The sequence below is a fragment of the Nocardia higoensis genome (genome assembly GCF_015477835.1).
In the GTDB taxonomy this organism is placed as follows: domain Bacteria; phylum Actinomycetota; class Actinomycetes; order Mycobacteriales; family Mycobacteriaceae; genus Nocardia; species Nocardia higoensis_A.
On sequence record NZ_JADLQN010000003.1, the window covers coordinates 466935 to 481100 of the forward strand.

Sequence of the window (14166 nt, forward strand, 5' to 3'; positions counted from 1 at the left end):
CGCTGATTCGCTACATCGGTAACTCACGGAAACCCCACAGGGTTCCCGTATCGTCGTTCGGGCCGCACACAGGACCGTACAACCATCGCTGAGCTGCCGATTTCATGTCTCACAGATCGGCGTGTTACTGTCTTCGAGTCGCTCGGGCGAGTGGCGGAATGGCAGACGCGCTGGCTTCAGGTGCCAGTGTCCGAAAGGACGTGGGGGTTCAAGTCCCCCTTCGCCCACAGAGAGCAGTTCGGTGAACTGTGAGAGATGAGGCCGGGAACCCACCGAGGTCCCGGCCTCATCTGCGTTCCGGCCCGATCGGGCACCGCCTCGGGAAGCCGGACATATCGAATCTAGACTCGCCGATCGTGCGCATCGCGACCTTCAACATCAACGGGATTCGTGCGGCGCAGCGCCGTGGGTTCGAGCGGTGGTTGCGTGACCGAGCACCCGATGTGGTCGCGTTGCAGGAGGTCCGTGCTTCCGCCGCGGCGATTCCGGCCGGAGTGTTCGGTGCGTACCACCTCACCTACGAGCAGGGAACGGTGCCAGGACGCAACGGCGTCGCGATTTTGACCCGCCACCCGCCGCGGGCGGTGCGTTCGTGGAGCGGCACGGCGCTGCTGCGGGAACCCGGTGGCGATCACGTCGACACGGTGGACCTCGACCCGGTCCCGTTGGCGCGGGGGCTGCGCGAGTTCGCCGATCAGGGCCGCTATGTCGAGGTCGAGCTCGCGGACGCGCCGATCACCGTGGCGTCGCTGTATCTGCCCAAGGGCGGGTTGCCCGCGCACCTGCAGAAGCCGGGCCGGATGCGGGAGGCGCCGGACGGGGGTGCCCGCTATCACCGCAAGATGCGATTCCTCGACGCGTACGCGCGTCAGCTCACCAGGGCGCGGCGCACCGCTCGTGCGCAGGGCAGGGAGCTGCTGTTGATGGGTGACCTCAATATCGCGCACACCCGGCACGATGTGCGGAACTGGCGCCGAAGCAATCAGGTCGAGGGGTACCTGCCCGAAGAGCGGGCGTGGTTCGACTCGATCCTGTCCGCGCGCACCCTCGTCGATGTGGTGCGTCTGCACCATCCGGGCAGCGACGGACCGTATTCGTGGTGGTCCTGGCTCGGGCGGTCCTTCGCCGAGGACGTCGGCTGGCGCATCGACTACCACCTCGCGACGCCGGCCCTCGCGCGCGCCTCGGTCCGTGCGGGAACCGATCGCGACCCCGCGCCGGACCGCCGGATCAGCGATCACGCGCCGGTGGTCGTGGACTACGACCTGACGGCCCTCGGGAACCGGGCGGGGGGCGAGCGTGACATTCGTCGCACTGTTGCCCTGGACGATAACCTGTTCTAGTTTTTCCTCATGCGTAGATACGACGGTCGTCGCGTCCTGGTCACCGGTGCGGGCTCGGGCATCGGACAGGGCATCGCCCTGCGGCTGCTGGCGGAGGGCGCGCAGCTGGTCGCCGCCGACATCGACTCCGCCGGGCTGGAGCTCACCGCCGAGAAGGCGGGCGAGGACGCCGACCGGCTGCGGTCGGTGCACATCGACATCACCGCCCCGGAATCGGTGGCCGCCGCCCTCGCGAGCGCGCGCGAATTCCTCGGCGGACTCGACGTCCTGGTCAACGCCGCGGGCATCCTGAAGCCGGCCCGCACCCACGAAATGCCGCTCGAGGCGTGGAACCAGGTCATCACCGTGAACCTCACCGGCACTTTCCTGGTGACGCAGGCCGCGCTGCCCGCGCTGGTGGAGTCCGGGCGCGGAGTGGTGGTGAATCTCTCCTCCACCTCGGCCTTCAGCGCCGCGCCCTACCTCGCGGCCTACGCGGCCTCCAAGGGCGGCGTCAACGCTTTCACCCACGCCATCGCGCTGGAGTACGCCAAGGACGGTCTGCGCGCGGTGAACATCGTGCCCGCGGGCATCACCAGCGGGATCACCACGAAATCGATCATGGATCAGCCCGACGGGGCCGATTTCAGTCTCTACGCCCGCCAGGTCGGCTGGCTCGACGGCGGCAAGCTCGGCTCGCCGGAGGACATCGCGGGCGTGGTCGCGATGGTCGCCTCCGACGACGGCCGCTACATGACCGGCAGTGAGATTCGCGTCGACGGCGGCGCGCTCATGTGAGTCCGCCGACGAGCCACGGGTGATTCCGCCGCCGCGGGGTCACCCGTTTCGCGTTCGTCCGACCGGCGCCGCCGCGGCCAGCAGCGCCGAGGCGTTCGGTCCGGTCGCCAGGCCGAAGCGCACCAGGTCCAGGGTGCGGGCGATGGCGGCCGCGCGTTCGTCCGCGGTCAGATGGCTGACCGCCCGGTCGACGATGAGCGAGGCCATCCCGTGCACCGCGGCCCAGGCGGCGTATTCGGCGTCGGGCCGGTGCGCTGGATCGGTGAAGCCGATCTCGACCAGTTCGTCGAGCACCGCCGAGAGCAGCTTGAAGGCGGGGGCGTTCCATTCGCCGGGGCCGGTGGGTTCGGGCTTGCTGCAGAACGCGGTGCGGAACAGGCCGGGCTCGCGCTGGGCGAAGGTGATGTAGCCGTGCCCGATCGCCGAGAGCCGGGCCACCGCGTCGGCCTCGGGTGCCAGCCCGGCGAGCACCTCGCCCATGGCCGCGAACAGGGTCTGCTGCGCCTGCTCCTGCGCGGCGTCGAGCAACTCCTCGTGATTGGTGAAATGCCGGTAGGCGGCGGTGGGCGTGACGCCGACACGCCGGGCCGCCGCGCGCACAGTGACCGCCTCCGGGCCGCCGGTCTCCGCGAGTTCCGCAGCGGCTGTGACCAGGGCGTTCCGTAGGTCTCCATGGTGGTAGGGGCGTGCCTTTTCGGAAGTCGTCACCTTTTCGATGTTGACACCTGTGCACATGTGGTGGCAAGTTAACGCCTGCAAAGTTGTCACACGTAAACATATCCGATCGAAAGGCTCGAGATGTTCGACACCCTGGGCAGATTCATCGTCCGGCGAGCCCGCTGGATCCTCGTCGCCAGCGTTCTCGCGCTCGTCGCCGGCGCGGCGCTGGGCGTCACCGCCTTCTCGAAGATGGATTCGGGCGGCCAAGAGGATCCCGGCGCCGAGGCCAGCCGGGCGGCCGCGGCACTCACCGAGCACTACGGCGCGGGCACCGACTATGTGTTCCTGGTCCGGGCGGGCAACGGTGATGTGGACAGCGCCGAGGTGGCCGAGTTCGGCCGCGACCTCACCCAGGAACTCCGGGCCGACGCCCGGCTCACCGACATCGTGTCCTACTGGGAGACCGGTGCCCCCGCGATGCGATCCACCGACGGGGCCGCGGCGGTGATCCTGGCGGGCAACCCGGAGGCGGAGGCCTCCGAGCACGCCGAGCAGATCATCGCCCACTATCGCGGCGACGGGCCGGTCGCCCGAGTCCAGGTAGGCGGCTTCGATCCGACCTTCCACGCCATCAGCTCGCAGATCGGCAAGGATCTCGGCCTGGCCGAGGGGATCGCGGTGCCGATCATCCTGGCGCTGCTCGTGCTGGCCTTCGGCAATGTGATCGCGGCCCTGCTCGTCCTGCTCACCGGCGGCATCGCGATCCTGGGCACCTTCGCCGAACTGTCGGTGCTCGGATCGCTCACCGATGTCTCGATCTACGCGGTCAACCTGACCACGGCGCTGGGGCTGGGGCTGGCTGTGGACTACGGGCTGTTGATGGTCAGCCGCTTCCGTGAGCGCCGGGCCGACGGAGCGCCCACCGGGGAGGCGGTCGTCCTGGCGGTGTCGACCTCGGGGCGCACCATCGCGTTCAGCGCCGCGACCGTGGTGGCGGCGTTGTCCTCGCTGGTGATCTTCCCGCAGTACTTCCTGCGCTCCTTCGCGTACGCGGGCATCGGCGTGGTGGCGATCTCCGCGGTCGCCGCGGTGTTCACCCTGCCCGCGCTGCTGACCGTGCTCGGCGACCGTTCCGACGCACTGCCGATCCCCCGCGTGCGTGGCCTGCGCGGAGACGCGGCGCCGTCGTGGGCCCGCGTGGCGCGCACGGCGATGCGCAGGCCGCTGCTCACCGGCGTGCCGGTGGTGCTGATCCTGCTGCTGGCCGCCGCGCCGCTGCTCGGGGTGCGCTTCGGCACGCCCGACGATCGGGTGCTGCCCACCGCCACCGAGGTCAGGCAGGTCGGCGACGCGATGCGCGAGGAGTTCGGCGGCGGGGAGTCGGGCGCGCTCGCGGTGGTGATCGCGTCACCGGTCACCGGGCAGCCCTTGGCCGACTACGCCGCCGCGCTCTCCCGGGTGGACCGGGTCGGCCAGGTCGATTCCGCCGCCGGGACATTCGCCGACGGCGCGCTGGTCGCGACCTCTCCGGCGGATCTGCGCTTCGCCCGCCCCGACGCCCAGCGGCTGGACGTGCGCACCGATCTCGACCGCGATTCCTCCGAGGTCCGTGAACTGGTCGACCGAGTGCGCGCCGTGCCCGCGCCCGCCGGGACCACCGCGTTGGTCGGCGGTGAGGCGGCCGAACTGCGAGACAGTCTGGCCTCCATCGGTTCCCGGTTGCCCGCCGCCGTCGCCTGGATCGTGCTGACCACTTTCGTGCTGCTGTTCCTGTTCACCGGCAGCGTGATCCAGCCGCTGCGGGCGCTGGCGTCCAACGCGCTGAGCCTGGCGGCCACGCTGGGACTGATGGTGCTCGTGTTCCAGGAAGGCTTCCTGTCGGGTCCGCTCGGGTTCACTCCGGCGCCGCTGGACGTGTCGATGTTGTTGCTGCTGTTCTGCATCACCTTCGGCCTGTCGATGGATTACGAGGTGTTCGTGATCAGCCGGATCAAGGAACTGCACGACGGCGGAGCGAGCACCGAGACGGCCGTGGTCGAGGGCGTCGCGCGCACCGGCAGGCTGGTCACGACCGCGGCGGCGCTGATCTCCATCAGCTTCCTCGCCTTCGTCACCAGCGACGTGCGGTTCATCCAATTCTTCGGACTGGGGGCGGGGCTGGCGATTCTGATCGACGCCACCCTCGTGCGCGGCGTGCTGGTTCCGGTCACCATGCGCCTGCTCGGCCGCGCGGCCTGGTATGCGCCCCGTCCGTTGCGTTTGGTGCACGCGCGGTTCGGCTTGGCCGAAGCGTGATCGCCGCCGCGGAATGGTGAGCCGTGGAAACGGCGATGTGACCCAGTGCCCGGCCGACTCGGAAAGGTCGGCCGGGCACGGCCGTGCGGTCGCAAAAACCCAGGTCGCCGCTTCTATGTAGCGAAGATCACAGTTTGGGTATCCAGTTGCGCGGGTGCTGCTGAGGCGAAAGGTTCGCACTCGGGAGGGGTGTCACTGGTTACCTTCCGGGAATACCGGCGCACGTGATGTGTGAACCGTCCGAACGGTATGTGGGGACTGAAATCACGGCTTAAACAGACTGCAAGTCTTTTTTCGGCCCAGAAACTTTCGGCAACTCGTCGATCGTCCGCAAAAGTCCTGGCAGACACGCCAATTGGCAGACATACCGAATTTCTCGGCTGGGTACGGCTATTTCCGTTCGCGTCCATGGAGAGGTCTATGGCATGGCGCTGCGCGTGCGGGTGCGCAAACGTTCAACCTTGTGCCGGATGCCGTGAAACGGGCAGCCGCGGCAGGCGCTGAGGGTTAGCTGAATGTGGGGTCACGGAAGCTCGGCAAGGGTTAACTGGATCGTGATCAAACCGTTTGACAATGCCGAGAAGGGGTTGCATGGGGGTAACGATTGTGTAGAGTCAACGGCAACGCTGGCCGCAGCTGAGCTGGACTCGCTGCGGCCAGCGGAACTCAAATGGGGGACGCCGCGAGCTAATTAGCAGGACGCGGTTGCTGTTTATTATCCCGCCTCATCGCGGACCCGGTGTGCTCACCGTTGTCTGCTCGTTCATCTCGCCGACATCCGAAGCCGAGACAGCCGCACTCGACAGACCCCACCGCGCGGCGATCACGCCCGCGCTGCCCGTGCCCGCGCTGCCCGTGCCCGTGCTGACTGTGCCCGCGCTGACCGCGCCTGCGTCGATCGCCGTACGGGAAGAACCCGGCACGGCGGCGTGCGCATCGATCGCAGCGCGCGCGCCCGCGCCAGGCGAAGCCGGCGTCGCGCGGCGGCCCAGCACGAAGACGTAGGCGAGGAACAACGCCTCGGCCAGGAAGCCGATCGCCACCCGCACCGGCGCGGGCAACCCGCTGGGGGTCACGAAGCCCTCCAGCAGGCCGGAGACGAACAGCACGACCACCAGCCCCAGCGCGATCGCCGCGGTCGTCCGGCCCTGCCGCGCCACCGCTTCCAGCCGCCCGAGCCGGCCCGGATCGATCAGTGTCCAGCCCAACTGCAGTCCGGCGCCGCCTGCCACGAACACCGCCGTCAGTTCCAGCGTGCCGTGCGGGAGGATGAACCCGAAGAACGCGTCCAGCCTGCCCGCGTCGGCCATCAGGCCCGCGCTGATACCGACGTTCAGCGCGTTCATGAACAGCAGGTACACCGCGGGCAGGATCAGCACGCCGGTGAACAGGGCGATCGCGGCCACCCACGAGTTGTTGGTCCATACCTGCGCGGCGAAGGCGTCGTTCGGATGTTCGGTGTAGTAGGTCTCGAAGGCGCCGCCCGGCGCGGTCAGCGCCTCGTGGTCGTCCGGGACGCCGAAGAACTCCCTGGCCCGGCCCGAGCCTTCGATCCAGCTGCCCAGACCCGCGGCCACCGCGAGGAATGTCGCCGCCACCCCGGCCCACCACGGCCAGGCCCGGTATACCGCCGCCGGGAAAGTGTGGCTGAAGAACAGGCCGATCTGAGCCCAGGTATCTGACCTGGTGCCTGCCACCCGGACCCGCGCCCTGGTCAGAATCGCGCTCAATCCCGCCACCAGCTGGGGATCCGGGCTGTGCGTCTGCAGGCGCGCCAGCTGCTGGGAGGTCCGCCGGTAGAGCACGACCAGTTCGTCGGCCTCGGCCCCGCTGAGCTTGCGCTTGCGCGCGAGCTGGTCGAGTCGGAACCAGGCCCGCCGGTGTGCGTAACTGTAGGCGTCTACGTCCATGTCGGTTGCCTTCCACTGCCGCCGGTCGAGAGAATGCTGACGAGATGGCTGAATTCACCACCGGCGAAGCGGTCGCCCTCGAGCTTCCGATCGCCCGCATCCCCACCAGGGCTGCCGCGTTCCTCATCGACGTGGTGGTCCAGGTGACGTGCGCCTTCGGGCTGTTCCTGGCCCTCGCCGTCCTCGTGGTCGACAGTGGCGTGGATTCCGCCTGGCTGGATACCGCCACCATCGTCATCATCGTCGCCGTGCTGGTCGGCTACCCGGTCGCCTGCGAGACCTTGATGCGCGGACGGACCCCCGGCAAGGCCGCCTTGGGCCTGCGGGTGCTGCGCGCCGACGGCGGACCGATCGACTTCCGGCACGCGGTCACCCGCGGGCTGGCGGGCGCGATCGTCGATTTCTGGATGTTCGGCGGTTTCGGCGTGATCGCGCTGCTCACCTCGCTGTGTTCGCCTTCGGCCCGCCGGGTCGGCGATGTGCTCGCGGGCACCGTGGTCGTGCACGCCGAGGCGCCGCTGCCCGCTCCCGCGATGGCCCGTACGCCACCCTGGCTGTCCGACTGGGCGGCGCGTCTGGATCTGTCCGGCATCCCGGAGGATCTCGGGCTCGCCGTGCGTCAGTACCTCACCCGGTTGCCGACCCTCACCCCGCAGGCACAGGACAGCCTCGGCCACCAGCTGACCGAGGCGGTCTGTGCCCGGCTGCCCGTGGCCCGGCCACCGGGGTACCCACCGGTGCAGATTCTCGGCGCGATCCTCGCCGAACGCCAGCGGCGCGCGTTGACCCCCGGCGGCCCGGGACTGCTCCGGACGTTCTGATCGACCGAGCCGCTCCGGCTGCCTGTGCCCCCGTGGTCGCCCGGGTGGTGCGGACAGCCCGGATCGTCGCGACGGCCCGTCCGGCTGCCACCGCTTCGGCCCTCGCGAGTGCCCCGTCCGCTCGGGGCGCGTGGACGGGTCCCCGGCGCGGCGGTCCGACAATGCCTCCGGACCCGGACCCGGACCCGGACCCGGACCCGGACCCGGTGGGGTGCCGACGGTCGTCACACGGTGGCGCGCGACATCGCGCGGCTGTCGTATTCCGGTACGGCACAGGGTGGCACGGACAGCGCGTCTCATAACGAGCCGGACTTCTTGAGCTCCAGATACGCGTCGGCCAGCGCGTTCGGCAGCCGATCGGGTGACGCCGACACCACGTCGATGCCCTTACGCCGCAACGATTCCTGCACCAGCGACCGCTCGGCGAGCGCGGACTCGGCAGCGGCGGCGAGATAGAGGTCGCCGAGGCTGTCCCGGGCGGCGGCGGCCTCGGCGATCTCCGGATCGACCACCGACACCACCAGTACCCGGTGACGATGGGCCAGCACCGGGAGCACGGGGAGCAGATTCTCCTCCACCACAGCGGCATCCAGGCCGGTGAACAGGACGACCAGGCAGCGCCGCCTGGCACGTTCCAGGGCCGCGCGGACCAAGCCCGCGCTGTCGGTGTCGATCATGGCGGGCACCACGCCGGCCAGGGCGTGCATGAGCTGGGGCTGCAGACGATTGCCCGCCGCGCCGCGCACCTCGGCGCGCACCGCGCGGTCGTAGGCGAGTAGGTCGACGGTGTCACCGGCCGCGGCGGCCAGTCCGCCCAGCAGCAGCGCGGCCTCGATGGCGGCGTCGAGACGGGTGCCGTCCCCGACGCGGCCCGCGGCGATCCGACCGGTGTCGAGCACCATGAGCACATGCCGATTGCGTTCCGGACGCCAGGTCCGCACCAGCACATCGTCGGCGCGGGCGGTGGCGCGCCAGTCGATGGAGCGCACGTCGTCACCGGCCACGTATTCGCGGAAGGAGTCGAATTCGCTGCCCTGACCGCGAGTGTTGGCGACATTGCGGCCTTCCAGGTGTTGCAGCCGGGCGACCTTCGAGCGCAGCAGATACTCGCTGCGGAAGGCGGGCAGCGCGCGCAGCCTGGCCTCGGCCGTGCGCCGGAACTGCCTGCCCGCCAGGCCGAACGGGCCCAACAGCCGGATCGTGACCGGACCGGCGACACGATCACCGCGGTAGCGCGGGGTCAGCGTGGTCCGCAGTCGCAGCGCGGTGTTCGGCGTCAAGTCGAAGCGGCGGGTCCGATGCCCGGCACCCGCGCTGTCGGGCCAGTCGTCCCACAGCATGCCCCGCGCGGTGCGCGTGCCGGTGTTGAGCACGGTCAGTTCGATGTCGGCCTCGCGGCCGAGCCGGACGGTGGTCATCGCCTGCCTGGACAGCGTGAGGTCATCTGGCCGCGCGAGTGCGGCCAGATCCGCGCACGCCAGCGCCACCAGCAGCGCGGTGGCCGCCACGATGCCGATCCAGGAGGGCAGCACGAGCGCGACGCCGAGCGCCAGCAGCGCCGCCACCGTGACCAGTCGACCGCTGACGACCACGGCTACACCGGAACCGGGACCGAGTGCAGCAGCCCGGCCAGCACCGCCTCGGCGGTGACGCCGTCCAACTCCGCTTCCGGGCGCAGCTGCAGGCGGTGCCGCAGCACCGTCGTCGCCACGAACTTCACGTCGTCGGGGGTGGTGAAGCCGCGCCCGTTCAGCCAGGCCAATGCTCGGGCGGCGGACATCAGGGCGGTCGCGCCACGGGTGGAGGCACCGTGCCGAACGGCGGGCGCGCTGCGGGTCGCCCGGCACAGATCCACGATGTAGGCGAGCACTTCCGGGCTGACTGCCACCGTGCCGACGGCCGCGCGGGCCGCGGCGATATGCGCGGGCCCGGCGACCGGGCGCAGACCGGCAGCGGCCAGATCGCGCGGGTCGAATCCGGTGGCGTGACGTTGCAGGACACGGAACTCGTCGTCGCGACCGGGCAGCTGGATATCGACCTTGAACAGGAAGCGGTCCAGCTGTGCCTCGGGCAGCGGGTAGGTGCCCTCCTGCTCGATCGGGTTCTGGGTGGCGATCACCACGAACGGATCGGGCAGCGGCCGCGGCCGACCGTCCACCGAGACCTGCCGTTCCTCCATCGACTCCAGCAGCGCGGACTGGGTTTTCGGCGGGGTGCGGTTGATCTCGTCGGCCAGGAGCAGATTGGTGAACACCGGGCCGTGACGGAAGGTGAACTCGGCCGAATGCGGGTCGTAGATCTGCGATCCGGTGACATCGCCCGGCATCAGGTCGGGGGTGAACTGCACGCGGGCGTGCTCGAGATCCAGCGAGGTGGCCAGCGCGCGCACCAGCAGTGTCTTGGCGACACCGGGCACCCCCTCGAGCAGCACGTGGCCTCGGCACAGCAGCGCGAGCACCAGATACAGCACCGCGTTGTCGTTGCCGACGACGGCTTTGCCGATCTCGGCGCGCAGCGCGGCGAGCGCGGCGAGCGCCTGCTCCGCGGTCGGTGCCGAGCCGGCCGGGTCGCCGCCGGCCGGGGCGGAGCCGGCGGGGGCGTCCGGGAATTTCGTCATGTCCGTGGTCATCGGACCTCCGTCTCGATCAGATCCAGCTGGGCGGCGACCACGCGCAGCGCGGACGCGTCGAGCACCGGGGCGAACATGGCCGCGTACACCAGGCCGGGATCGAGCCCGGTGCGGGTGGCGACCGCGCGCACCAGCCCATCGTGATCGGCGTCGGCCGCCACGCCGAGCTCGGGCCTGATCCGGCGCAGTGCGGCGGCGCGCAGTTTCGCCGCGACGTAGTCGTGGTCGCCGCCGCGCCGGTACAGCGCGGCCTGTCCGGCCAGCAGCTCGTTGGCCGCGACCTCCACCGGGCGCGGCTCGCGCACCAGCGCGCCGCGCCGCCTGGCCCGCCACCAGATCAGCAGCGCGAACGCGATGAGCAGTTGCAGTCCACCGAAAGCCAGCGGCGCGGGCAGCCGAGAGAAGATCGAGTCCTCGCCCTCGATCGGCGGCAGGTCGGGGTCGTCGGGCGGCGTCGGCAGATCCGTCGGCGGCTGCGGGGGTGGCGGCGCGGTCGGCGCGGCGCAGGAATGCAGCGCCGCGTAGAGCAGCAGACCCAGCACGAGCACGGACGCGAGACCGGCCCAGAATCTGGGACTGCGCAGCAGCGCGGGCAGCGGCAGCACGCCGCGACGGGTGCGCGGCACCTTCTCGACGACCTCGCGCACCTCCGGTTCGGGCCGCGGTGGCGGCGCGGACGCGGAGAACGTGTCGGCGTATTCGAGCCTGCGGTATTCGTCCTCGGTGGCGCCGCGCCCGCCGTAGACGACCTCGTCGAAAGTGCGTGCGGCGGGCTCCAGTTCGGTGGACACCTCGAGCGGGAGCACAGTGGAGGCGTCGGCGGCGGTCTCGTCGGCGGTGCGCGACCGGCGCGTCTCGAGCACGCCGCGCTGTTCCATCCCGCGCAGTACCGCGCGGAACCGTTCCCGCAGCGCACGGTCGAAGTCGCGGCGAGCGGCGGCCTCCTCGGCGGCGGCGCGATGCTCGGCCGCGGCTCCCAGCAGCGGCGGCTCGGGGGCTCGCCGATCGTGTTCGGTCATGTCCGCCACCCATCCCGCCCGGAGGTGGGCACCCGGATGTCCATCCCCTCCCTGCGGCACCGCGCGTCGATGTAATGGACCACGCGCGAGCAGGATTCGACGATCTCGGCGAATGCCGCCAGCAGCAGCGACATCGAGGTGAGCAACACGATCACCGGCCACATACGGGTGCCGGAGACATCGGAGACGTACATGGCCAGGCCGAACAGCGGCACCGTCAACACCGCGAACAAGCCGCGCTGCAGCAGCCACAATCCGGTCAGCCGCCACTGCGCCCCGGAGGCGAGCACCTTGGTCCGGGCGACCCCGTCGCGATAGGAGACCGGCTCGGCATAGAGCACCGCGGGCAGCGGGAACCGCCCGGCGCGCAGATAGCCGAGCCAGACCACGACGAACGGAACAGTGATCAGCAGGATGCCTAGCGCGAGCACCCCGACCCCCACCAGCGTGAACACCAGATGCGCCGTGAGGGCCGGGACGGCGTGGGTAGCCAGGGCGGCCAGCGCCGCGCGCGGGCGCATCCGCTGCCCGAAGACGGACGCCAGCGCGATCGGGACGACGGTGCCGCGCAAGACGGCGCGCATCATCCAGGCGCAGGCCAGCGTGGTCAGCACCGCTGTCCATCCGATGGCATCGTCGGAGCCGCCGGTGAGTTCGGCGACGCTCACGGTGAGCAGCGCGACGGCGAGTTCGGCCAGCGCGACGGCCCCGCCGCCGAGAAGCGCCAGGGTGGCGAGGTTCGCCTGAATCAACGCGAACGGCAGATCCAGCAGTTCACGAAAGGTGAGGGGGCGAACGGGAACGGGTCCGGGCGACCCCGGCGCCGGTTCGTCCCCCGCCCCGGTGACGCCGGCCGGATCAACGGCTGGCAGCACGGATCGGAGTCTAGTGGAAACGTGTTCCGGGGGAGTGGGCGCCGGAATCTGCCTCGACCGTCGGCTCCACGTCGACCATCGGTTCCACGTCCACAACCGTCGCGCCGACCGCACGGTCGGACCAGATCCCCGCCTCGGGGGCTGTCTCCCGCACGGCCACGGTGATCGTGCGGTTGTGTCGCAGGGTGAAGGTGAGTTCCTCGACCTCATCGATGGCTCGGCGCGCGGTCCGCAGCGGTCGGGTCGCGGTCTCCACGACGTCGACGACGAACGAGGGCATCAGCGGTCCGATCCATCCGGCGAACGGCAGGTTCCCCAGGACGGGCAGATCGGACCCGTCCTGCTCCCGCACGGCTCGGACCGGCCGGGCGAACTCGGTGATCCCGATTTCCAGTCCGCCGATCGCGGCGATCACCCGGGTATGGCGCTTCCCGTCACCGAAACCCTCGACCGCCGGGGTGCTCGCGCCGGGGCCCGCTTCCGTCGCGACCGGGGCCGCTGTGGCCACTCCGGCGGTTGTCGCGGAAGCCACCGACGGCGAATCACCCCATCCGGAAGGTGATCCGTCAACTGCGGGCGATCGGGTCCCCGCGGCGGCCGGTAGAGCCTCGCCCGGCGCGGGCAGGGCAGCGGTAGTGGGGACCGCGGTCGTCAGCCGGACCGCGGCGAGTTCGCGTTCGGCACGCACTTCTGCGGCGGCGGCGCGTAACCGGGCGCGCTGCACGGCGATGGCGGTTTCTGCATCGCGTTCGGCGGCGTCCACGGCCGCGCGTGCCGCGGCGTGGCGGTCCAGTGAGGTCACCCCCAGCCAGCGGCGCGCCGCCAACGGCAGCAGGGCGATCACCAGGCCGGCGAGCAGTGCGGCCAGGCGGGGCAGCAGTGCGGTGGCCGAGGCGGTGGTGTGCTGGTGCATGGCCGCCCAGCGCGCGCCGGGGCCGCGATCGCCGGTCAGTTCGGCCGCGGCGTACGCCGCGGACAGGCTCTGTTCGGCGGCCCGGACGCGCTGATCCAGTTCGGGGGCCAGGTCGCGTGCGGCGGAGAGCCGGTCGCGGGCGTCGTCGAGCACGGCCTGTGCGGTCCGGTGCTCGGGACCGTCACCGGGGACACCGGTGATCCTGGTGGCCGGGCACTGTTCGGTCGGATTGAACTCGCAGCGCGCGGTGACCAGCGCCCGATCGGCCTCGGCCTCGGCGTCGGCGATCGTGCCCGCCAGCGACGCCCGCTCGGCGAGAGCGCGCTCGAGGGCGGTGCGGGCCGTCATCACGCCCGGCGCGGATTGCGCAGCGGCGTGCGCCTTTTCGTCGAGGATGCGATCGATGGCGGCATCCTCGGCCACGACGGTGGCGGCTTCGCCGAGGAACGCGCCGAGGGCTAGGGCGAGCAGCACCCGCCCGAGGAACCAGAGTCTGCGCGGCGCGGTGCCCGGCGAGGAGACCAGTGCCCTGGCGATCACCCCCGCCACCGCGGCCACCGCGGCGGCGACGGCCGCCACCACGGCGACCGGCCACATCGGTGCGCTCGCGGCCGCGGCGACACCGCCGGCCACCAGCGCCGCCACCGCGACCGCCGCCCCGGTGAGGGCATAGCCTGCGCGCTCGTACGCTTCGCCGAGCGCACTCGGTTGCGCGCCACCGAGCCGGATGAGCGTTCCGGTGACGGACATGGACTGCACTTCCTCCGGATTCGTCGGTCAGGCGAGGGTGGCGGCGCGGGACATTCGAGCGGATATTCGGAGAGCCAGAGTGACAGGCCGTAGCCCGACACACCGAGCGTGCCCGCATGGATGTGGGCAGGCTCACATCGTGGCGTCCGCTACGCCACCGTGCCGCCTCGGCGG

At 70.9% G+C, this 14166-nt stretch carries 11 protein-coding genes and 1 tRNA gene; 5 read left to right on the forward strand and 7 right to left on the reverse strand.

The window, feature by feature from the left end; translation table 11 throughout:
* Positions 1-144: 144 nt before the first annotated feature.
* The 3 genes from IU449_RS19990 (at position 145) to IU449_RS20000 (ending at position 2120) form a co-directional block, all read left to right on the forward strand.
* Positions 145-227 (forward strand) — tRNA-Leu (locus IU449_RS19990).
* A 129-nt stretch (positions 228-356) separates the two neighbouring features.
* Complete coding sequence (locus IU449_RS19995) at positions 357-1343, forward strand: exodeoxyribonuclease III (protein ID WP_195003619.1); 987 nt, start codon at positions 357-359, stop codon at positions 1341-1343.
* A gap of 9 nt (positions 1344-1352) precedes the next feature.
* Positions 1353-2120 (forward strand): SDR family NAD(P)-dependent oxidoreductase, encoded by a 768-nt coding sequence (locus IU449_RS20000; RefSeq protein ID WP_195003620.1) that lies wholly within the window; start codon positions 1353-1355, stop codon positions 2118-2120.
* 39 nt (positions 2121-2159) lie between these two features.
* Here the strand turns inward: IU449_RS20000 and IU449_RS20005 are convergent, their stop codons facing one another.
* Positions 2160-2828 (reverse strand): TetR/AcrR family transcriptional regulator, encoded by a 669-nt coding sequence (locus IU449_RS20005; RefSeq protein WP_195003621.1) that lies wholly within the window; start codon positions 2826-2828, stop codon positions 2160-2162.
* Positions 2829-2918: 90 nt separating this feature from the next.
* On the opposite strand from IU449_RS20005, the gene IU449_RS20010 reads away from it, so the two are divergent.
* Positions 2919-5075, forward strand: a complete 2157-nt coding sequence (locus IU449_RS20010) for an MMPL family transporter (protein WP_195003622.1) — start codon at positions 2919-2921, stop codon at positions 5073-5075.
* Positions 5076-5800: 725 nt separating this feature from the next.
* On the opposite strand, the gene IU449_RS20015 is transcribed toward IU449_RS20010, so the two are convergent.
* Complete coding sequence (locus IU449_RS20015) at positions 5801-6985, reverse strand: stage II sporulation protein M (protein WP_228805210.1); 1185 nt, start codon at positions 6983-6985, stop codon at positions 5801-5803.
* Between the two features lie 44 nt (positions 6986-7029).
* Between IU449_RS20015 and IU449_RS20020 the strand changes: the two genes are divergently transcribed.
* Positions 7030-7806, forward strand: coding sequence for an RDD family protein (locus tag IU449_RS20020; RefSeq protein ID WP_195003623.1), 777 nt, complete (start codon positions 7030-7032; stop codon positions 7804-7806).
* A gap of 296 nt (positions 7807-8102) precedes the next feature.
* Here IU449_RS20020 and IU449_RS20025 read toward each other — a convergent pair whose 3' ends face one another.
* Genes IU449_RS20025 through IU449_RS20045 form a run of 5 tightly spaced genes read right to left on the reverse strand, consistent with a single transcriptional unit; the run spans position 8103 to position 13992 of the window.
* Positions 8103-9398: a DUF58 domain-containing protein gene (locus IU449_RS20025; RefSeq protein WP_195003624.1), complete on the reverse strand. Its 1296-nt coding sequence runs from the start codon at positions 9396-9398 to the stop codon at positions 8103-8105.
* A 2-nt stretch (positions 9399-9400) separates the two neighbouring features.
* A complete protein-coding gene (locus IU449_RS20030; RefSeq protein ID WP_416382193.1) occupies positions 9401-10435 on the reverse strand; it encodes an AAA family ATPase in 1035 nt (344 codons plus the stop codon).
* Complete coding sequence (locus IU449_RS20035; RefSeq protein WP_195003625.1) at positions 10432-11454, reverse strand: DUF4129 domain-containing protein; 1023 nt, start codon at positions 11452-11454, stop codon at positions 10432-10434. Before IU449_RS20035 ends, IU449_RS20030 begins: the two co-directional genes overlap by 4 nt.
* A complete protein-coding gene (locus IU449_RS20040) occupies positions 11451-12329 on the reverse strand; it encodes a hypothetical protein (RefSeq protein ID WP_195003626.1) in 879 nt (292 codons plus the stop codon). Before IU449_RS20040 ends, IU449_RS20035 begins: the two co-directional genes overlap by 4 nt.
* A 10-nt stretch (positions 12330-12339) precedes the next feature.
* Complete coding sequence (locus tag IU449_RS20045) at positions 12340-13992, reverse strand: DUF4407 domain-containing protein (protein ID WP_195003627.1); 1653 nt, start codon at positions 13990-13992, stop codon at positions 12340-12342.
* Positions 13993-14166 lie beyond the last annotated feature (174 nt).